Origin of the sequence: Mesorhizobium sp. M0136 (genome assembly GCF_040322515.1) — a bacterium.
Taxonomy (GTDB): domain Bacteria; phylum Pseudomonadota; class Alphaproteobacteria; order Rhizobiales; family Rhizobiaceae; genus Mesorhizobium.
Genome location: NZ_JAMYTP010000002.1, coordinates 304,453 through 323,915 on the forward strand (window position 1 = coordinate 304,453; position 19,463 = coordinate 323,915).

Annotated in this window: 23 protein-coding genes; 5 read left to right on the forward strand and 18 right to left on the reverse strand. The window is 61.9% G+C overall.

The genetic code is table 11. From position 1 onward, the window contains the following. Nucleotides 1-105 precede the first annotated feature (105 nt). Entirely contained in the window at nucleotides 106-678 is a 573-nt protein-coding gene (locus NKJ35_RS03320) for a hypothetical protein (RefSeq protein ID WP_352644944.1), read from the reverse strand. 251 nt (nucleotides 679-929) lie between these two features. On the opposite strand from NKJ35_RS03320, the gene NKJ35_RS03325 reads away from it, so the two are divergent. Then, entirely contained in the window at nucleotides 930-1,247 is a 318-nt protein-coding gene (locus tag NKJ35_RS03325; RefSeq protein WP_352644946.1) for a YMGG-like glycine zipper-containing protein, read from the forward strand. 243 nt (nucleotides 1,248-1,490) lie between these two features. Next, nucleotides 1,491-1,793: a hypothetical protein gene (locus NKJ35_RS03330; protein WP_352644948.1), complete on the forward strand. Its 303-nt coding sequence runs from the start codon at nucleotides 1,491-1,493 to the stop codon at nucleotides 1,791-1,793. Between the two features lie 29 nt (nucleotides 1,794-1,822). On the opposite strand, the gene NKJ35_RS03335 is transcribed toward NKJ35_RS03330, so the two are convergent. The 13 genes from NKJ35_RS03335 to NKJ35_RS03395 all read right to left on the reverse strand — a co-directional run bounded on the left by NKJ35_RS03335 (nucleotide 1,823) and on the right by NKJ35_RS03395 (nucleotide 13,740). Beyond that, nucleotides 1,823-2,137 carry a hypothetical protein gene (locus tag NKJ35_RS03335; RefSeq protein ID WP_352509919.1) on the reverse strand — a complete coding sequence of 105 codons (315 nt, stop codon included), beginning with the start codon at nucleotides 2,135-2,137 and terminating at the stop codon, nucleotides 1,823-1,825. A gap of 8 nt (nucleotides 2,138-2,145) precedes the next feature. Continuing rightward, complete coding sequence (locus tag NKJ35_RS03340) at nucleotides 2,146-2,445, reverse strand: DUF7716 domain-containing protein (RefSeq protein ID WP_352644949.1); 300 nt, start codon at nucleotides 2,443-2,445, stop codon at nucleotides 2,146-2,148. 174 nt (nucleotides 2,446-2,619) lie between these two features. Continuing rightward, nucleotides 2,620-2,808 (reverse strand): hypothetical protein, encoded by a 189-nt coding sequence (locus tag NKJ35_RS03345; protein WP_352644951.1) that lies wholly within the window; start codon nucleotides 2,806-2,808, stop codon nucleotides 2,620-2,622. A gap of 795 nt (nucleotides 2,809-3,603) precedes the next feature. After that, nucleotides 3,604-4,032 carry a hypothetical protein gene (locus NKJ35_RS03350; RefSeq protein WP_352475513.1) on the reverse strand — a complete coding sequence of 143 codons (429 nt, stop codon included), beginning with the start codon at nucleotides 4,030-4,032 and terminating at the stop codon, nucleotides 3,604-3,606. After that, nucleotides 4,032-6,521 carry a hypothetical protein gene (locus NKJ35_RS03355; RefSeq protein ID WP_352644952.1) on the reverse strand — a complete coding sequence of 830 codons (2,490 nt, stop codon included), beginning with the start codon at nucleotides 6,519-6,521 and terminating at the stop codon, nucleotides 4,032-4,034. Before NKJ35_RS03355 ends, NKJ35_RS03350 begins: the two co-directional genes overlap by 1 nt. Nucleotides 6,522-6,793: 272 nt before the next feature. Continuing rightward, entirely contained in the window at nucleotides 6,794-7,114 is a 321-nt protein-coding gene (locus tag NKJ35_RS03360; protein WP_352644953.1) for a Bbp19 family protein, read from the reverse strand. After that, nucleotides 7,111-8,862 carry a portal protein gene (locus tag NKJ35_RS03365; RefSeq protein WP_352644954.1) on the reverse strand — a complete coding sequence of 584 codons (1,752 nt, stop codon included), beginning with the start codon at nucleotides 8,860-8,862 and terminating at the stop codon, nucleotides 7,111-7,113. The genes NKJ35_RS03360 and NKJ35_RS03365 overlap by 4 nt, the downstream gene beginning before the upstream one ends. 180 nt (nucleotides 8,863-9,042) lie before the next feature. Next, entirely contained in the window at nucleotides 9,043-10,206 is a 1,164-nt protein-coding gene (locus NKJ35_RS03370; protein WP_352644955.1) for an acyltransferase family protein, read from the reverse strand. 468 nt (nucleotides 10,207-10,674) lie between these two features. Next, nucleotides 10,675-11,268, reverse strand: a complete 594-nt coding sequence (locus NKJ35_RS03375) for a hypothetical protein (RefSeq protein ID WP_352475518.1) — start codon at nucleotides 11,266-11,268, stop codon at nucleotides 10,675-10,677. Further along, nucleotides 11,265-12,020: a phage terminase large subunit family protein gene (locus NKJ35_RS03380; protein WP_352644956.1), complete on the reverse strand. Its 756-nt coding sequence runs from the start codon at nucleotides 12,018-12,020 to the stop codon at nucleotides 11,265-11,267. The genes NKJ35_RS03375 and NKJ35_RS03380 overlap by 4 nt, the downstream gene beginning before the upstream one ends. Nucleotides 12,021-12,299: 279 nt before the next feature. Further along, nucleotides 12,300-12,851 carry a terminase large subunit domain-containing protein gene (locus NKJ35_RS03385; protein ID WP_254819621.1) on the reverse strand — a complete coding sequence of 184 codons (552 nt, stop codon included), beginning with the start codon at nucleotides 12,849-12,851 and terminating at the stop codon, nucleotides 12,300-12,302. 79 nt (nucleotides 12,852-12,930) lie between these two features. Continuing rightward, nucleotides 12,931-13,329: a hypothetical protein gene (locus NKJ35_RS03390; RefSeq protein ID WP_254819622.1), complete on the reverse strand. Its 399-nt coding sequence runs from the start codon at nucleotides 13,327-13,329 to the stop codon at nucleotides 12,931-12,933. 3 nt (nucleotides 13,330-13,332) lie between these two features. Continuing rightward, nucleotides 13,333-13,740 carry a hypothetical protein gene (locus NKJ35_RS03395; RefSeq protein ID WP_352644957.1) on the reverse strand — a complete coding sequence of 136 codons (408 nt, stop codon included), beginning with the start codon at nucleotides 13,738-13,740 and terminating at the stop codon, nucleotides 13,333-13,335. Between the two features lie 764 nt (nucleotides 13,741-14,504). Here NKJ35_RS03395 and NKJ35_RS03400 point away from each other — a divergent pair. Continuing rightward, nucleotides 14,505-14,810, forward strand: coding sequence for a hypothetical protein (locus NKJ35_RS03400; protein ID WP_254819625.1), 306 nt, complete (start codon nucleotides 14,505-14,507; stop codon nucleotides 14,808-14,810). 39 nt (nucleotides 14,811-14,849) lie between these two features. Here NKJ35_RS03400 and NKJ35_RS03405 read toward each other — a convergent pair whose 3' ends face one another. Both NKJ35_RS03405 and NKJ35_RS03410 read right to left on the reverse strand, forming a co-directional pair. Further along, the gene (locus NKJ35_RS03405) at nucleotides 14,850-15,281 is read right to left on the reverse strand and encodes a DoxX family protein (protein ID WP_352644958.1); all 432 of its coding nucleotides are present in this window, start codon (nucleotides 15,279-15,281) and stop codon (nucleotides 14,850-14,852) included. A gap of 252 nt (nucleotides 15,282-15,533) precedes the next feature. Next, nucleotides 15,534-16,286, reverse strand: coding sequence for a tryptophan 2,3-dioxygenase family protein (locus tag NKJ35_RS03410; RefSeq protein ID WP_352644959.1), 753 nt, complete (start codon nucleotides 16,284-16,286; stop codon nucleotides 15,534-15,536). Nucleotides 16,287-16,442: 156 nt separating this feature from the next. Between NKJ35_RS03410 and NKJ35_RS03415 the strand changes: the two genes are divergently transcribed. Beyond that, complete coding sequence (locus NKJ35_RS03415) at nucleotides 16,443-16,919, forward strand: Lrp/AsnC family transcriptional regulator (protein WP_254819628.1); 477 nt, start codon at nucleotides 16,443-16,445, stop codon at nucleotides 16,917-16,919. 5 nt (nucleotides 16,920-16,924) lie between these two features. On the opposite strand, the gene NKJ35_RS03420 is transcribed toward NKJ35_RS03415, so the two are convergent. Continuing rightward, entirely contained in the window at nucleotides 16,925-17,398 is a 474-nt protein-coding gene (locus tag NKJ35_RS03420; protein WP_352644960.1) for an Lrp/AsnC family transcriptional regulator, read from the reverse strand. A 111-nt stretch (nucleotides 17,399-17,509) separates the two neighbouring features. Here NKJ35_RS03420 and NKJ35_RS03425 point away from each other — a divergent pair, with 111 nt between their 5' ends. Next, complete coding sequence (locus tag NKJ35_RS03425; protein ID WP_352644961.1) at nucleotides 17,510-18,076, forward strand: RBBP9/YdeN family alpha/beta hydrolase; 567 nt, start codon at nucleotides 17,510-17,512, stop codon at nucleotides 18,074-18,076. Between the two features lie 60 nt (nucleotides 18,077-18,136). Here the strand turns inward: NKJ35_RS03425 and NKJ35_RS03430 are convergent, their stop codons facing one another. Beyond that, entirely contained in the window at nucleotides 18,137-19,096 is a 960-nt protein-coding gene (locus NKJ35_RS03430; RefSeq protein ID WP_254819631.1) for a prohibitin family protein, read from the reverse strand. Between the last annotated feature and the right edge of the window lie 367 nt (nucleotides 19,097-19,463).

Here is a 19,463-nt window from a genome sequence, read left to right on the forward strand (position 1 = left end):
CGCGTGGAGCGCCGACCTCATCTGTCGCCGGGGGTCGCGCCCGGTCGAACCTACCCCCTCTGTCGCCTTCGGCGACATCTCCCCCTCAAGGGGGGAGATTAGCGCCTACGCATTGTCGCCCCAGTTCTCCCAGAGCAGCGTGATCGTGCCGGTAACGGCAATCGTGCCGTCGGCATCGATGTCGGTGCCGGTGGCAAACGCCAGATTGAGATAGAGGTCGACCGGCGTCACGGTGCCGTCGAGCGTCAAGGCTGCGGCAACATCGGCAATCGACGCGCTCGACGGCGCGGCACCGGCGCCATCCAGCGTGCGGCCGGTCGCGCCCAGCACATTGACCATGGTTCCGGCAAGCACAGCGCTCGACGCTGCCGCCGAGCCGAGCGACCAGGTCAGCGCGGCATTGTCGTTGATGGTCGACGCGCGGGTAGTCAGCACCGCAAACTGCAGCCGGGCCGTACCGCCCTTGATACGGATCTTGCCATCGATGAAATCGAACAGCTTCTGGCTGGCATAGGCCAGTGCATCGGTGACCGGCACCGGCATGGCATTGAAGGAGAAGACGGAGCGGTAGGCGCCGCCCTGTCCGGTCGTCCTGACGGCAAGCCCCGCCTTGGGCGGGGCAAGGCCGGCTTCTCTGGCGGCGGCACGCGAAAGCGTCCGGGCAAGACCTCGGGTCATTTGGTTTCTCCATTTTTGGGATTTGAGGAAGAGTTAGCCGCTGCGTAGAAAAAGCAGATCGGGCACATGGGGCCGTCAAAGATTAGTCTCGTTTGGGCATCGTCTTGCCGAGCCGTCGTCTCCGGCTGTCAGACTAAAACAACCATGTCTTATTTCGTGAGGCACGGTGCCTATGTTCCGCCGCAAATGCCACCGCACTTGGCAAAATCGGCCCGTGTATTAGTTCATAGACTTCAAGGGAGTACCAGACGATGACCATGTCCAGAGCCATTGCCGCCGTGCTCGTAACCGCCGCATTGGCAGGCTGCGCGCAGACCGAAGCACAGCAGAGAACCAGCACCGGTGCGCTGCTCGGCGCCGGCGCCGGTGCGCTTGCCGGCCAGGCGATCGGCGGCAACACCAAGAGCACGGTCATCGGTGCCGGAGCCGGCGCCTTGCTGGGCGCCGTCGTCGGCAACGCCACCACGCCGCAGCCGCGCGGCGAACAGCTTTGCCGTTATCAGGATCGCAACAGCGGCCGCATCTACACCGCCCCCTGTGACGACCGCTATTATAACGGCGATTATTGAGCGTGCCCCCTTCTCCCCGTTCTGCGGGGAGAAGGTCCCGGCAGGGGGATGAGGGGCAGCGCAAACTTCTGACATGTCGGCTCCGCCCCTCACCTGCCTGCCGGCATCATCTCCCCGTAGAACGGGGAGAGGGGCGCAGCTTCAGCCTCGGCGCATCCTTTTTCCCCGATGATTTGGTCCTTCCGCTGATTAAACGTCGGCGCTATCGTCTGCTATCCAAAGGGGGCGACGATGCGATTTTTGATGACCTCACTGCTGGCTGTTTGTTCGGTTTCCGCACACGCCAGACAGGCTGTCAGCGTTGAGCGGATTGGCGAATGCCTGGTCTTGCCGGTGGCCGCTGTCGACAATCGTGTCAAAGCCACTTTCGAGGTGACACTGGACAAGGCCGGCAAGATCAAGTCGGTTACGGTTGTATCCTACGAACCTCATTCGGAAGCAGCGGCGGAAGCGGCCCGACAACTTTCGAAATCGGTCCAGAGGTGTTGGCCGCCAGGCGTCAAAACCAGCCCGTTGCGGATCACAGTGGATTTGAGCAAATTCTAGCTATAGCGCAGCCTCAGAGAGAAGAACGTTCAACCCGCGAAATTTTCGTCCACGAACATCTCGGCAAATTTCTGGGGTGGGAGGGTTACACCATTGACGCGGGCGATCTCGAGATTCCTTGCCCACATATCCCGGATTGCTGCCGGCATTCCCTCGGGCATGTGCATAGAGTGGGCTATTGCGTCATGCCATTGTCCGTCGCCGCCATAGATAGATCGCAGTTTGGGGGCCATCCTTTTCAAGCCATCCTCCGACTCTTGAGAAAGTTCTCCGATCGCCCAGAGCACATAAACATCGAGCAGCCTAAGCAGCGGCTGTCCGTCATAACGTGGGTTAGTCAACATTTAACCTCTCACGCATCATAGGTGGCATAATAAATAACGCGTTCGCAGATGGCAGAAATGCTTGGCTTTTCTTTCTGCGATGCAACCAAAGTCTCGGTAATCTCGATCGCAAGGTTGATTTCGAGAAAGTATGCCAGGCCCTCTTTAGCTGCCTCGGGTGGTACCAACACCCCATCCTGCTGAGGCAAAACCATCGCGTCTGAATCCTCTGTCCAAGGCTCCGCCGCGTAGATTGTGGGCTCCGCTGCGTAGACCGGGTCCTCCTCGTCAAATTCCGACAACCGCCCAACGATATCCAGCAACTTCATTTTTTTCCCCATAGGGAAAATCCTCCTCGGCCATTCGGATGCAGTGTTTTCTGGAAGATACTCCCTCGATCATGTTGAGATCTAGGGACGAGTTGCATTACACCGGGTTCGTAAACTTGCACAATGATCGGCCGAAAGCGTCATGGCCTCCGCAAGGTCAGTGCTCCCCGCACCCTACCCATCCGCCGGTGCCGCTTTCTCCGGCGCCGCCTTACGCAGAATCCCGATAGCTCGATTCCAGTAGCGCACCGCTTCAAAATGCCCTTGTCTGGTCAACCAGATCTTATTCTCCAAAGTGACTGGATCGCCGATCTCAAACAGCTCCATGCCCTTGGGGCGCAAATATCTATTGTGGTCGGGCATTTTCAGTCCACCAACCGAGCAAATAGATCGGCGAGGTCACGCGCTATCGTCTCAGCGGATTGCCGATCCATACCTATGAATGGGATGCGTACGATTGGCATGGCCGCATCTTCAGTGTCGAAGCCATAGCCTTCACCTCCTCCGTCAGATGCGAATAAGAAGATGCCTGGCGCATATTTTTCAACCTCATATCCGCGGTTGAAGTCAGCCAGTTCTTCGGCTTTAAAAAAATAGTATAGTTATTGCCGATGAAACCGTCGCCTCCATTATGCTCTTTGAGGAAATCATGTAATCCTTGGCAGCACGACTCCCAACCGTGCGGACAGGCCGTCGACGACTGCGGATTCAGCCGGTGCGTCGAATGTCCCTCAGTTAAATATGTCCCATTGCTATCGTCACAGGTCGCTCAGCAACTGGTTCCACCACGGCATACCCCTGTTGTCGGTGAACTGCCGCCAAACTTCACTGGATTGATTTCATGCACATCCACTACAGCGCGAACTATGGCAACAATAGCACTATCGACCGTCTAGGGCTCAACCGTCGCTGACGGGATACCAAAGCGGTCGAGTAGATTCAGCACACGCTCCGATATGACCACACGCAGATCGCCAGCAATGATAACATCGCCGAACCATCCTTCCATCTGGTAGGTGAGTTTGCTCACAACAGGGGGTGAACGCTTGTGTCCATGATGGTGCCACGGGCTATTCCGCCGGCGACATTGGGCTTTATGTAAAAATAGTCCACCATTCACCTAATGAGGATCAAAAAAATGAAAGCCCAACCTCATTGCTACTTACCATCGTAAGGCTCGATGACAGCAAACGGTATTCCCAATGATTCCAGCAAATCAAGAATGCGTTTCGAGATGACGAGGCGATAGTCCGCTGCGATCCCGAAATCGTCCCGGCCGGCCTTGCCATTCACTTTAAGCCAGACGAAGGGTGGAAGTTCCTGCCCAGGTTGATCCTCATGAAACTCTTCGGATGTTGTCACTTCGGCGTCGGCGAACGTCGCGCCTGAAAAACCCATCTTTTGCAGTGCGCGCTGGGTGTCTTCGGTGACGAGGTAACACGGGAACGTCGTAACGATCACATCGCCAAACCAGCCCTCTATAACGTAGTGAAGCTTGGTCACGATTGGCGGATGGACACTCGAGTCAAGAACGGTATTTTCACCAAGTCCACCAGCGACGTTCGGCCATATGTAAAAATATTGCATCACTCACCTATTGGAGGATTGAACAGATGTCCGTATTGTTTGTCGATATAAGTCACGTAGTCCAGCACCTGCTGACGCGTTGGCTGGGGGTGCGACGCATAAAATTTATCCCATTCGAATCGGAAAACGATCTTGTGCAAAAGGTTATCTAATCCTTTTGGTATGCCGCGAAGATTTTGAAGAGAGTGCATCTCATCTTCAGCAACAAGGCTTGGATATCTGGTCCATATCTGTTGCTCTGCAGCGTGATGGACGACAACCTCTCCCTTTAGATTCGGGTTCGCATCAAGAAATGTTTTGCGGTAATTTTTTGAAAGAGCTTTGCCAAACGATGCTCCCGGATGCCTAATCTTAGAGGGGTCTCTGGCGATCGACTTTATTATCGCAAGAAGCTCAGCCTTGTCAGGCTTGACGCCGGTGCTCAAGAGGTAAGCGGCCTCTTTTGCTGCATTTATTGCACGAGACTCAACCTCGGTCGTCTGGCGAACCGCCGCTCCCTCAACGGCGAGTTCTGATGTGGCCCGCGACCCACTGGCCGTAAGCTCCTCTAACGGCTTGGCAAACTTGCCCGTCCCGCCGCGGACAATGGCCAGTCCTTTTGCAATGGCTTGGCCGAGTGACTCGAACGCCAGGCTGCCCTCTGCAGCTAATCCGGAGGCAGAAGTGACCGGCAGTTGACTGAGCGCGTCCAAAGGATCGTCGCGCAGATCCTGAAGAAACAGCCCAATGTCGTGCGGGCCTCGGCCTAGGCCTTCAAAACCTTCGGTGAGGTAGTTGCCGAAGTCCTCCGCGGCGAGTTCCAGTTTCGATTGAGGTTTCCTGCGGTTTGAAGGAGCAGGCGGTTGATTCTGCTTCCCGGCGATCACAGGTGCAACAACGGGCCTAGCCGGTTGGCTTTCGACCGATTGAGGAAGCCCGGCTTGGACGAGCTGTTGGGATAAGGCTGCTCGGACCTCTGGATCGGACGCCCCACCAACGAGGCTGTACAGGATGGTGTGCTTGTCCGCCTGTGGCACGCTCCCGTCTTTGAATGTCGTGGCGATGTTCTTGAGAACAGACCATGGGAAAGGTTGATAGTTCTCGATGCCCAATTGCTTTTGTGCTGCAACTGAAGCGGCGATTGCTCGGACATAAGTTCCTCGGTCGTAGGTGTCCGGCCCTCCTTCACGATTCCATGACTCGCTGTCGGGAGTGGTGATCTCGCTCCAGGCTGCGTCGACGCTCGGAAAGACCTTGCGAACGTATGCGGCAGGGTCCGTCCGTCTGGCGTCCAGCGTCTGAAGCGCGGCGGCGGCCGTGACGTGATACCGCGCCTGCTCCCCTTGGGAACCTGCAGGACCAGGTTCGGCATCGCGTAGCGCCGCATGGATTGCTTGGTTGGGCATGGTGCGCATGCCGAAGGCCTGACGACCAACATCAATCTTTCTGGCAAAATCCCCGTACTGCTTGCCGCCCTGCTCGACGCCATAGACAGCGATGAAGGCGTCCCGACCAGGCATCTTGCCGGAATAGGCGCCAGTCTGTGCGATGGCGCCCGGCGCGTTCTGCTCGGCGAGACCAATGTTGGTGCGAAACTCAACCTGCTGAGCAATGTTGGCCGCCTGCGCCTGTCGGATCAGCGCTGCCTGTTCCTGTTGCGGAAGGTCGTCCCTGAACGCCTGCGCCAACCTTTCATCCGGGGTCTCGTTGCCGACGCGGTCACCCTTCGCTGCCGCCGCATTGGGCGCACCAAAGGCGTTGGAACCACCAACGGCCTCGGCGGTGTCGCCCTTAGTCCAGCTTCCAGCCTGCGCGGCACCCAGCACCTCGGCAGCACGTTTCGGGTCCTGGGCGATCATCGCTTGAACCAGTGCCTTGGCCGTGTTGCTGCGCCAGGCGACTGCCGCCGCTTGCCGGGCAAGCGGGTTGCCGATCTTGGCAATCAGGTCAAAACCGTTCTGCCGGATCGCCTCGAAGTTCTCGGTGTCCTTCGGGTTGCTTTGCGCGATGGCACTGGTTGAGATGTTGTCGACCTTGGTCCACTCGGCCTGCTCATATTCGTCGCGCCGCTGAAGCTGCCTCGCCGCCATCCGTAGTGAGCCGGCCTCGCGCATGGCCTCCTTCTGCCTGGCGAAATTGGCGCGTTGGCTTTCGGGCATTTTCGGCAGGGCATCGGCGAACAGCGTGTCGAAAAGGCCGGTCTTGATCATCCTGCCGGTGCGCGGATCGACCTGGCCATACATCGTGTCATGCAGGCCGCTGCCGTCGGCCGGCGCATTCGCCACCACCTCGTCTTCCGCCTGCCCGATCTGGCCGTTGAACCGACGGCGCGCGAGGTCGGCGTCGAACGCCTCCTCCTGCTGCTTCTGCTGCTGGTAGCGTTCGGCGACGGCAGAGAGCTCGTCGCCAAAACCCTGCATCGCCCTGCCGACCGGCGATCCTTCGGGATAGGAGAGCACATTGCCGACGTCGAGCCGCCGCTGGGCAAGCTGGAGAGGTATGGTCGCCATCTATTTGTTTCCTGCCATGAGCGCGCCGGGGATCGTGGCGCGGCGCTGCCGCGCGCCGGCCCCGTGCCGCCGCCTTCGTCGGGTCATGAATTTTGGAGAGGTCGCCAATGAGAGTGTCGCCGGCACTGAAGATGCTGGCGGTCTGCGCCGTCGGCTAAATGGCCTCGGCAAAATATTGTCATTCCCTTATGAGTTGGCCGGGCTCGCGGACTCCCGCGAACGATCGGTCGGAGCAGGCCATGACTGTGGCAAGGCCGCCGGTCCTAGGCCCGCTACCCCTCCAGCCTCGCCGCCTTCTCCAGCGCCGCCAGCTGCGCTTCGTCCAGCGTCAGGAAACCCATAATGTGCTGCACCACTTCGGCCCGCGCGTTGCTAAGCGCGCTGTGCAGCTCGAAGCCGATCGGCGTCTTGGTCTTGGCCAGCCATTCACCGTAGGACGGGCGGCGGTAATAGCCGGTCGCAGCCGTCAGGTCGGCCAGCACCATCTCGCCGTCCTGGCCCGAGAATACCCTGAAATAGGCTTTGGCCAGGGCATCCCGCGCCTTGGCCGGGCCGCCGGCCTGGCTGGAATGGGCGAAGCGTTTGCCATTCATGCCCCGCCACCCTGTACGTCGCCACCCTGTACGCCGTTGCCCTGCGGCATCAGCCCGCCGAGCCCATCGAGCAGGCCGCTGTCGCGCGCCTGCACTGCCGCCGGCACGGCATCCTTGGCCAGCTTGCCGGCAGAAACGATCGAAGCCATGCCTGCTTGTGCGGTTTGAGCCTTGGCTCTGGCATCGCGGATGCCCGCCACTTCATCCTGGCGGCGGAAGATGCGTTGTGGGCTGCGGCCGGCGCCCTGCACGATCTTCAGCGCCTCGTCGCCGTCGATATTGTCCATGACGCCGGGGTCGAACTGCGCCATCTGCATGGCGGTGGTGACCACCTGGATGGTGTCGCGCGCTTCGGCCGAGCGGCGCAGCACGTCGAGCGGGCCGGTGAAGGTCGGCCGCAGCGCCTTGCCGGCAAGGCTCGCCGGCGGCAGGAAGCGGCTGTCTTCCTCGTAAAGTCCCTTGTCTTCCAGAATACCCAGCTCGCGGTCGAGATTCGAGGCAAAGCCGGCCTGGATAATCGAGCCGGAGGGGCCGAGCAGAGCACCCTTTTCCTCTTGCCGGATCAAGGCCTCGGTCGCCGTCATCTGCGGGTTTTGTACCAGCGTCTGGAACAGATTGACGAACATCATGTCGCGGATCTCCTCGGCCCGGCTGTCGGCGTAGTTGAAGGCATAGGTCGGGTTCTGGCCGGTGGCGATCGGCGCGATCAGCGGCCGGCCGGCATCGTCGATCAGGCCGGGATAGTTCTCGCCGGGATTGAGCACCGGCACATAGTCGAGCCTGGCCTTGGAGGCGGTCGCCGGATCGGTGATCTGCTGAAGTGCGCGCAGGCCGGAGCGCCGCACGGCGTTCTCTTCGCGCACCGTCGTCAGTGCCTCGATGGTTGGCGAGATGCCGTACGGGTCGCCCTCGTAGCGGCGCCAGTTGAAGCACGATACCGGGAAGGAGCGAAAACCGCTTTCCCTGACGATCGCCTCCTCGTCCTCGATCACATGATAGGACGCGAACGCCGTGTCGAGATACTGGTAGGAGCCGCTCAGGCTGTACATCTTGCGCTCGTCGCGCGGCTGGATGCACTGGATCAGCGAGATTTTTGTCTCGCATTTGGCGGGGTTGTCGACCAGAACTTTGATCCGCGCCGGCAGTCTGTCGTAGCCGAGCAGTTGCGCCGCCTGTCTTGCGGTGCGCTCGTAACGGCGGTGGAAAATGTCGACCTGGCCCCAACGGTTGCGCGAGAGATAGCCCTCGACCACCGGGATCGAGGCATAGCGGATCAGCGTGCTGCCAAAACCCTCCTCGGCGTAGAGATAAGCCGGGCCGTAGCGCACGACATTGCGCAGGCAGGCCTGCGTTGCCGCCACGAAGTTCGAGTTGGCGGAGTAGCGCAGCGAGAATAGGAAATCGCGCAGCGCTTCCGCCCATTCCTTCTCCTCGTCGGTCTCATCGTCGTTGATGGCCGCGGTCGACAGACCGTGCCATTTCTCGGATTGTGGAATGATCAGGCTTTCCAGCCCCGCGGCCAGCCGGTTGGCGGCCGAGTTGATGGTATTGGCGTAGACACGCGCACCGCGCCGCTCCTGCCGCTCGGCCTGCGAGTCCGCGCCGGCCTGCCGGCGGCCGCTCCACATGTCGGGCGCATCGGGGTCGCAGAATTCGGACACCGCCTCCCAGACATGCTCATACTGGCTGCGTTCGCTCTCCAGTTCTGCCTGTCGCGACAAAATATCGCGAGCACGGGAATCGCTCATGGTCAGCCTCGCTTGATGAACTCAATTGGAAAAAGAAATGGCGGGCACGCCGAAGCTGCCAATCTCCCCACTTGAGGGGGAGATGTCCGGTAGGACAGAGGGGGTCGTCTCGCGTGGATCGGCGACCCCCCTGTCGCCTTCGGCGACATCTTCCCCTCAAGCGGGGAGATTGGAAGCGCCTTATTCCGCCGGCGTCGTCTCCAGCGCGGCTTTGCGCCCAAAGCGCTGCACCACGAAGCGTCCCATCTTCTGGCCGGGCACTTCGATCAGCGTATAGGTGATCCAGGACAGCAGGCACACCACCGGCAAGACGAGGACAACAACGATCGCGAAGCGCAGTGGCGCCGACAGCTCGTGGCCGAACTGGGTGATGACCAGAGCCGCGACCGGCTGGAGAACCAGCAGATGGATCAAATAGATACTGAAGGAAAGCTCACCCATCAGATGAAAGAACCGGTTGGCGAGCGTCATGGCAATCTTTCTGGCAACGGTGCCCGCCATTCCCGGCAGCATCCGGTAGAGAACCAGCGCAAAGAAGCCCACAACGAGCGCTTCCCGCATCAAAAGCTTGCTCAGCCCATAGCCGCCGCCGAACGGCAGCGCGGCCAGCAGCATAGCCAATGTCAGATGCACGAAAGGCCGCTTTTGCCTTTGATGGACGACGCCCGCCAGCAGCATCCCGCAGAGGAAAATCTGCATCTTCAGCGGCAGGAACGACGGCATCGGAAAATGCACCGACAATTGTCCTACCAAGAACACGATCGCGCTGCCGGTCGCCGCGACCAGAATGGCGCTCGATATCCAGCCAAGCCTGCGGACCAACAGCATAATCGCCGGGAACACTGCATAGAACTGCATCTCCAAGCCAAGGCTCCAGTCGGGCAGCGGCGTGCGATAGGCGAAATTCGGCACCAGGCCGAACAGGAACAGCAGATGGGCGCCGATGTTTTTCAGGCCGCTGTCGAGATACCGCTCGGGCGCCTGCGGCGACCTCAGCAGGAACTCGTCGATGACCATCCTGGACTGGTAGAGATAGGGGCCAAGCGCCAGGGCAGCGAACAGCATGACGTAGAACAGCGGCGCAATCCTGAAATAGCGGCGGCTCCAGAACTTCAGCCAGGTTTCCGGCCTTTGCCAGGGCTCCTTGTCCTGGCGCAGCTGGTAATGGAACACCATCAGGAAGCCGGACAGCATGATGAAGAGGTCGACGCCGAGATCCGGCTCGCCGAGAATAGGAATATGCCAGCCGGTCAACAGCAGGCAGTGTCCGATGAGCACCCAGATCGCGGCGAGCGCCCGAAGCCCGTCCAGGCACTCGATGCGCGATGACCGGGCTTCTGTCATGCCGGACTCCTCGATAGCCATGTTGCATTGCAGCATGGCTGCTGAGGAAGGAATGTCAACCGTGCCGAAGGAACACGAATTGCGCTCGGCTGTTACGGAAAATGCGGAAGCTGCCGATCTCCCCACTCGTGGGGGAGATGGCCGGCAGGCCAGAGAGGGGCGCGAAGGAACGCCAAGCTCAGTTTCGTTCCCACCGGAATGAGCCGATAGCGGCAATGCAAATTGATCACCAAGGCCGGTAGGGTAGCGCCCCCTCTGCCCTGCCGGGCATCTCCCCCACGAGTGGGGGAGATCGGCAGCTTCACCGCTTCTTTACCAACCTTGCGTGCCGGCGCCAGTACCACCAGGCCAGCACCCGGTTGCGGAACACTCGTCTCATGGCGCCCATGTCAAACCCCCAGCAGCACGCGGCGCTGGCCGGTCAGATCGCCGGGCGACAAATCGGTCTTCACGGTTCCTGCAGTGCCATCATTGGCCGCAAGCTGAGCCCGCAACGCGGCTTCGCGCGCCTGCACGTCCTTGTCGGCAATGGTCGGTGTCGGCGGCAACGGCTTCAGCGCCGGCGGCTTTTGAAAAAGGCACATGGTTTTCTCCGAAATGAGAGCTTCTTGTCCAGTCGTAGAGCAGAAAGTCCTCGCCGTTCCGGCCATAGCCCGGCAGGCGGCAGCGTTGCGTCGCGCCCAGCCGTGCAAGCCAGCGCAGCGCCAATTGATTGGCGGCCAAGGCGCGGGCCTCGACCCGCCAAGCGCCGCGCGCGGCAACTTCCGGCCCGAGCACCGCGTGAAAGAACTCCGTAATCGCAGGCACGCAGCGCCTCATGCGGCGCGTGCCCCAGCTCCAGGCGATCCACAGCCCGCTGCGCTGCTCGGCAGCACCAAAGCCGGCCTCCGGATTTCCGTCGAGTTCGGCGACATAGGCAAAGCCCTGCAGCGCTGTCAGTGCCAGCAAAGCCGGCGACCAATGGTCGAGCTGACAGTCGATCTCGGCCCGGTCTTCGGGGCGCAGATTGGCGGCGATGTAGGAGAGGTCGCGCAACGTGGCGGGAATGATGCGGAGGGTCACCTGAACAACCCCAGCGGATCGGCCTGCCCGGCCTTCCGCCGCGCCGCCTTGAATACCGCCGGGTCGACCACCGCCTCCCGCAGCATCATCACGCCGTAGCGGGTCGCGGCCATCAGATCGTCGCGCAGCTTCACCACCTGGCCGTCCCTGCGGTGGTAGAGCCGGAACTCCTCGAACCAGGGCAGAAGCGTCGAAAACACCTTGAAGCGGCCGGATTGCATGCGGTCGAGCATGTCCATCAGTCCGGCCTCGACCGAGACCGACCCGTCGGCGAACTGCGCATGGCTGGCGAGCATGTTCAGCCCATGTGCCGAATATTGCCTGGCAAGTGCGGTGCCGGCACCTTCCAGCGTCTCGCGGCGGCCGTCGCGCGGCCATGCCCAGGGCAGCCAATCGCCCCACGGTTTCAGCGTCAGCGCCTGCATGGCGGGAGTCTGCTGCGAGGCACGGCAGGCCTTCGTGACATAGACGACATCGGCTTCCGTATCCCAGGCAAGCTCGACCGCGGCCGAGGGATGGTCCCAACCGAAATCGAGTGCGCCGAGCCGCGGCCAATAGCGCGGCAGCCGGAACGGCTCGCAGGCGATCAGCTCCTCGGCCACCGGAAAGATGCGGCCGGAGCCGAGCACCGGAATGCCCTTGGCCCGCGCCTCGCGCTCATGCGCCGGATAGGCGGCAATGATCTCGGCGCGCTGCTGCGGCGTGTAGTGCTCGGCGTCGTCGATGGTCATGAAGGTGACGTGACGGGTCATTGTTTTCACCCTCGCGGCATTGAATCATGGTGGCAGGTATTGGACGTATGCTGCTGTTCGGTAAGATGTTTTCATGATGGCGGGACAGCGCCCCCCTCTGTCCTGCCGGACATCTCCCCCTCAAGGGGGGAGATGGCAGCTTCAGCGTCTCGCTTATCCACAAGCATTGGAGATTGGCGAAAGCCAATGCGACATCCAATCTCCCCACTAGAGGGGGAGATGTCCGGCAGGACAGAGGGGGGCGCGAAGGAACGCGAGTTGCGCGATTTCGCAGCCCTGTCATCCCCTCCCCATCCCTCCCACCTGCTCCGCCGACAAAAACAGCAGCACCACGTCCGACATGCCGAGCAGCGGCGTGAAGGTGACGATGGTGATGCCGCCGGTGGCGTTGGTGCGGGTCAGCCCTTCGGAATAGATGTCGAGCGGCGGCTCCTCGTCGAACCAGACGCCGTGCAGCGTCTCGCCCTGCCACTTCTCGCGGCCCTTCTCGTAACTCTTGAACGACAGCACGGATTCGCCGGCCTGCACGTCGCCACCGCCGCCCCAGGCCACCACGACGCTGTCGAGCGCGCCCGGCGCCCGCCCCGCCATCGTGCTGAGGATCGCGTCGGCCGGGATCATGCCGGTGCCCCAGGCCGCCTGCTGCTGCGGCGGGCCGATCAGGATGCGCTGCGGGTTGTCGCGCGTGCTTTCGCCGGTGACGCCGGCCGCCCACATCCGAACCGGACAATCGAAAACCTTGCCTTGCCACCAGTCGGGATAGCGGCCGGTGAGGTGCATCGCCCACTCGGCGCCGCCGGCCCTGGTCTTGCCGAGCTGATTGCCGGCCATGAACAGGCGCTCGCGATTGGTCGCCCCGGCGGCGTGGAATTCGGCCTGTCGGGGATAGGGCCGATAGGCGGCAAGCTGGTTAGTGCGGCGCCTCCGGTCCAGCTCCGCCAGCAGGCTGAGATATTCCTTCCTTGCCGCCCGGCTGTGCGAGGCCTTTTTCGAGGCCCGGCTTCTCGAGGAACGGCCTAAGGACGGCTTCGAGGCCGCGGATGCGCTGCCTGATTTCGTCATCGCTCAATGCATCCAGATTGTTGATGTTGACACTAAGATCCTTGGGCAGCACCGACAGCACGAGCTTCAGATACTGGTCGGGCTTTTCGGCGCGCACCTCGGCGATGACGCCGGCGCCATGGGCGCGGAAATCGGCGCGGATCGCTTCGAGAAAGCCGTCGGCCAGCGTCTTCTTCGCCCGCCTGGTCTGCTTGCCGGGTGCTTGATCGTGCGGCTGCGGATCGCCGGCGGAAGGGGCTTTGGCCATGCCCTACTCCGCCGTCCCGGCGGAGATCGCCGGCTTCTTGTTGCCTGGCCGCACGATGCGCTTGCGCGGCTTCGCTTTCTTGGCGGCGCGCGCCGACTTCGGCTTCGGCGGCTGGCTTGCCGATTTCGCATCGGTCGTCGTGCCAGGCCCCAACGTACTGGCGTCGGGCAACGCATTCAGCCTTGCCCTTAGAATTGCCGCCGCCTTGCCGTCGAGTGCTCCCAACGGGAAGCCGAAACCGCCGGCCGCGTCGCCGGGGCCGCCGCGCACCATGCCGATCCGCACGCCGACGACAACCTGCTCGAAGCGGCCATGGCGTGCATAGGGTGCGGCGCCGGCGAACTCGCCAATAGCGCTGACGACCTCTCGGCCGTCATCGTCGATGATGATGGTGGCGTAACGGTTGGACATGGGGATGTTCTCTGGGGATGGGCGCTCAGTGGCGCGTTGGAAAATTTACGATTGGTGAGACTTGCAGTTCCGACGATCGCCAGAGCCGCGTTCCTTCGCGCCCGCCGATTTAACAGCCGGCAGTTCACGTAGCGTTTGGTCCAAAAATGAAGCCTGAAACAAAAAACCCGCCTCGGCGGGCGGGTCGTTGGAGCCAATTAGCACCATATCCAGATTAGTAGCATAGCTGCCGGCACAAAGCAAGAACAAAATGTGGCACGGCGGCAGAAAAAATGCGAACTTCCCTCGGTGCCTCGGCTGTCAGCCGGCAAGCTTGCGTTCCTTCGCGCCCCCCTCTGTCCTGCCGGACATCTCCCCCACGAGGGGGGAGATCGGCAGCTTTGGCGGCAGCGCCTTTTTGCACCTACAAAATTGGCGAAAGCGGCAATGACAGCCAATCTCCCCACTAGAGGGGGAGATGTCCGGCAGGACAGAGGGGGGCGCTGTCCCGCCGACTTCATAGCCAGCTCACGTAACGTCCGATCGAAAAAGAAGCCTGAAACAAAAAACCCGCCTCGGCGGGCGGGTCGTTGGAGCCAATTAGCACCATACGCAAATTAGTAGCATAGCTGCCGGCACAAAGCAAGAACAAAATTCACCTGAGACGCGAAAAAAACGCAGAGTAGCCGATTTGCGAAGCACACTGGAATCTCCGGCGAGACGCCACCGTCCGGATCAGAACAGGCATTCGCGCGTTTGACCCTTAGCCAATGGGAGCAAAAATCATGAACGTCGCCAATCTGCAACTCGAAGGCCTGCTTATGGCCATCGCATCGATCAATCAGGTCCTGGTCCGCAAGGGCGTGCTCTCCGTCGAGGACATAGACATCGCCTTGCGCAAGGCCGAAGCCAGCGAGACCAACGAGGAAAGGTCCGAAGGCATGTCGGCGTCGAGTCGCGATGCCGTCAACTTCCCGATCCGACTGCTGGAGCTGGCCAATCAATGTCAGCCGGAGACGGACATGCCGTCCTTCTCAAAACTTGCGCGCATGGTCGGTCAGATCAAGGAACCTTACAACGACCAGATGTGACGCCGCGACCAAGGGTGACCGCCGCAGCAAGCTTTGGCATCACCCCCTGCCAAGCCTCAGTGCCAGGACGCGGCCCGGCCCGTGCACGGCGGCAAACAGCAGCCCGGCCAGGAAGGTGAAGTGATCGACGAAGAAGCCGAACTCCGCCTGGTTGCCGGCCCAGTGCGACGGCCCGTGGAAGGCGAAGCCCAGGAACAGCACATAGGCGCCGGCGACGAGTGCTGCCCATGAGAAGAAGGCGCCAGTCAGGAAGCATAGAACGAGGACGACCTCAAGCAGGGCTGCGCACCAGGCCAGGAAGAGCGGGAATGGAAACCCGGCCGCCGCGATATAGCCGGCGGTGACGCCGATATCGACGAATTTGAAGATCACGGCCATCAGGAAGACGGCTGCGAAGATCAGGCGGGCGATAAGGATTGCCGCCGTCTGCCACGGCGACTGGACGGTTGATTGAGCGGTTTCCAAGGTCACGACGTCCTCCCGAGAGTTACGATGGTTGTGCCCCAAGGACGCACCACCAGCCGCAAGCCCGACATCATCTCCCGAAAAACCTGCAGGAGACAAGTGCGCGGGGAGAAGGCCTCGCAAGACCAGGTTTCCTCGCCCCCATTCATGGGGGGAGGTGGCGCGGCGAAGCGGGGGACTGCGCCGGCAAAGAAAGGCCCCTCTCCGGCCGCTTCGCGGCCCTCTCTCCGCCGCGAGGCGAGGAACCCGAGCCTGGAACTACCCTAAGTTCACCCCCGGCTTGCTGATCGGCTCCCGTACCGTTCCATACTGGCTGCCCCAGCGGTCGGTCATCGCCCAGCGTATGTCCCAGAGTTCCGGGAAGAAGCGGTGGCGGGCGCCGGCCTCCAGCAATTCGACCGGCCTGCCCTTCAGCGATCTCGCGCCGAGGCCGATCGTGCGGTGGATGAGGTAGAGGTGGTTGGCGCGGAATTTCTGGAACAGCTCGTCGAACTCGACCAGCGCTTCGGCAACGACATAGCTGTCGCCGTGATCGTAGCCGGTATCGTAGACATCCTCGACCGAGAGGCCGCGGCCGTCGAGGTATGACGCCTTGAAGGCCCGCCACAGATCCGGCGGCAGACGCAACAGCTGCTTGAAACCCGGCGATTCCTGACCGCTGCCATTGCCGAGCTGCAGCCGGATCTGCTGGTACTCCTTGGGCGACATGGTTTCGAGCAGGTCGAGCTGCGCCGTCATCAGCCGCATCAGCCGGTGCACGCGCCCCATCAGCGTGACGATGCGATGCGTGTCCTGCTTTTCCAGGAAATCGACGACATCGACCAGCGTATAGGCGATGAGCTTCATCCACAGCTCCTCGACCTGATGCACGATCTGGAACTGCAGCTCGTCGGCATTGACCATCTCGGCCAGCGGCTTCTGGCAGGCCAGCAGCCTGTCGCATTTGAGGTAGACGCCATAGTCGCGCATCTCAGGCGTTTCGATGCGGGCATAATAGTCCTGCTTGTCCATGGCCATGCTCCTTGCCGCGGCCGTTGGGCCGCAGGCGTTTGTTGGACCCCAGCCCCCGAGTCTAATCGCTTTCTTGCCGAACATTGTCCCTTTCTGTTATTCGATTGGCGAGAAATGAAGGACGAAAGCTGCTTCTGAAGCAGACAGAAAGAACGAATGATGCTGGATGCGGTCGACCGGAAGATCGTCGCGGCGCTCGAACGCGATGCCCGCACCTCCTTTGCCGCGCTCGCCGACGAGGTCGGCCTGAGCAAGACGCCGTGCTGGAAGCGGGTCAAGGCGCTGGAGGATGCCGGCGTCATCCGCGGCTACTCGACCCGGATCGACCCGGCCAAGCTCGGCTTCGGCATCGAAGCCTTCATCCAGGTGTCGATCGATTTCGAACTGTCGGACGCCTTCGAGGCGGCGGTCAAACAGCATCCGCTGATCCGCCGCTGCCACGCCACGACTGGCGAGGCAGACTATCTCCTGCAGATCGTCACCGTCGACATGATGGCGCTCGACAGGATGCTGCGCGAGGAGCTTAGCCGGCTGCCCGGCGTGCGGCGCACGATCACCTCGATGGCGATGCGCGAGATCAAGGGCGGCATCTCGTTCGCCAATGCCGTCGGGCATACACAGACCAAGCGATAGACCGGTCAGGCCCTGGTCATCAATTCGCGGCCCAGCCGCTTCGGTTGCTCGGCGCGCAGAACCACATTTGTCGTCACCGTGCCGTACCGGCCGATGCTGTCGACGATGCTTTCAAGGTCGGGCGGTGACGGGACCACGACCTTGACCAGAAAACAATCCTCACCGGTCACCCGCAGCACCTCGACCACCTCCGGCAATTGGGCGAACTTCTTCAGGCAGGCCTGGATATGCTCATGCGTGGTGCGCAGGCGGATAACCGCCATGGTGCCGAGCCCGAGCGCTGCCGAATTGATCACCGCCTTGTAACCGAGGATGACCCCGCGCTCCTCCAGCCGCTTCACCCGTTCCGAGGTGGCGGGCTGGGACAGTCCGACGCGGCGGCCAAGCTCGGAGATGCCGATGCGGCCATCCTCCTGCATGATCTCAATGATCGCCAGATCGGTGGGATCGAGCCTTGGCCGGTAATCGCCGTTCCGCATGATCGCCTTTAATCCATCGGATTTCGTCGCTGCTTTCCGATGATCTCTCATTCCGCCGCCGGGGAGAAGACCTAGAATTGCACGCGCTGCATCAGGAAAGAAGGGCTTCGCATGACCGAATTCATCATTGTGCCGGGCATCGGCGGATCGGGCAAAGCCCATTGGCAGACGCATTGGCAGCAGGCAAGCCCGGCGATGCGGCGGTTCAGTCCGGCGAGTTGGGATGCGCCGGATTTCGACGACTGGGTGGCAGCACTGGAAACCGCTGTATGCCAGGCATGGACACCGCCGGTGCTCGTCGCCCATAGCCTCGGCTGTCTGCTGGTCGTACACTGGCAGCGGATCTCCCCCCGCTCTATCGGCGGCGCGTTGCTGGTCGCGGTTCCGGACCCTGCGTCGTCGGCCTTTCCCTCCTCCGCCCGGGCCTTCGCCGACGCGCCGCAACAACGGCTTCGCTTTCCGTCGCTGATTGTCGCCAGCACCAACGATCCCTACGGCTCGCTGGACTATGTCAGGGCGAAATCCGAGCGCTGGGGCAGCGATCTCCATATCGCCGGGCCGCTTGGCCACATCAATGGCGACAGCGGGCTCGGCGACTGGCCGGTGGGAATGGAGCTGCTGACGGCTTTTCTCGGGCGAACGGAAGCAAGCGCCCGAGGCGCCGTGCTTCAGCCGTGACCGCAATGGGACGGCTACCGCGCCGCCGTCCTGATCTGGTTTGCGCCGCGGCGCCGCGCCTCAGTTCGATGCTGCGGCAGGCGTGCTGAGCTCCAGGAACGGCACTGTCGAACCCGGGATCATCGACTTCGGCAATTCGCCGTTCCATCTCTCCGCCTTGGTCAGTTCGACCAGCAGCGGATTGTTGGCGATCGCGGCGGCGCGAGCCTTGATGGCGCCCGCGGTCGCATCGCCTTCGACCCTGGTCTTGTAGGCGCTGGCCTCGGCTTCGGCCTTGACGCTGTCGGCGCGGCCCTTGGCCTGGGTGACGGCGATATCGGCCTTGATCTTTTCCTGCTGCAGGTTCTGTTCCTGCTTCTGCACCTCGACCTGCGCCGTCATCCTGGCTTCGACCGCCTGCTCGTAGGCGTCGGAGAAGTCGATGTTCTCGACCTGCACGCTGTCTATCATCACCGGGCCGTCGGTTACCGCCGCGATGGCGTCGGCGACGTCCTTGTTGAACTTCGCCCGGTTCTGGATAACCGACACCGCGTCGTACTGGCCGAACACGGTCTTGATCTCCTGCGGTGCTTTCCTGGCAATGACACGGTCGGCCAGTGCCTCGATCGATCCGTAATTGGTGTAGACGTTGCTGACTTCGGCGGCCGGCACGTGGAAGTTGACGGTGACGCGCATGTCGGCCGGCTGCTGGTCGCGCGAATAGGCCTGCATGGCCGGCAGGCCGCTGCAATCGTTCTGGTTCTCGCAGCCCCATTTGAGCACCTGCTGGCGCAGGCTGATCTTCTCGACGCGCTGCAACCACGGCAGCTTGAAATGCAGTCCGGGATCGACGACCGAACTCAGCGCCCCGTTGGTCAAGAGCACGCCGCGGTCGCCCTGGTCGATCGTGTACCAGGATCCAAACAGCGCAAAGATGCCGAGCGCCACGATGAGGAGTGCGACCAGGCCGGAACCGATCGACCCCGACGCCGTCCCCGGCTTGCCCTGCGGACGGCCTGAATTGCCTTGCGTTTCGGTCATTACCCCACCCCAACCCGATTGCCCGTGCTGCTTTTGCCCAATAGTGGCGGCATTGCAATCCTCTGGATATGGAAGGACCTTCGCGCCGGCCCCGGACCGGCGGGGTGGTCAGGCTGGCTAGCGGATTTCCCCTGCTGTCGCGGCAGCGGGCTGGGACGCGTTGGCTGGCGTCTCCTTCTGCCGTTCGGCATCGCTTTTGCGCTTCGGGCAATCCTCGTAGTCGTGGTCGCGCCCACCGCAGTAGGAGCAGCATTTTGCCGGCGCGTCGGAGCGAAGCATCGTTGGCATGCACAAGGATGCACGAAAACCCGACAGATTGCGAAGGCTTGCGCACCGGCAACGTCGATTTCGCCACGGAACCGCTGCC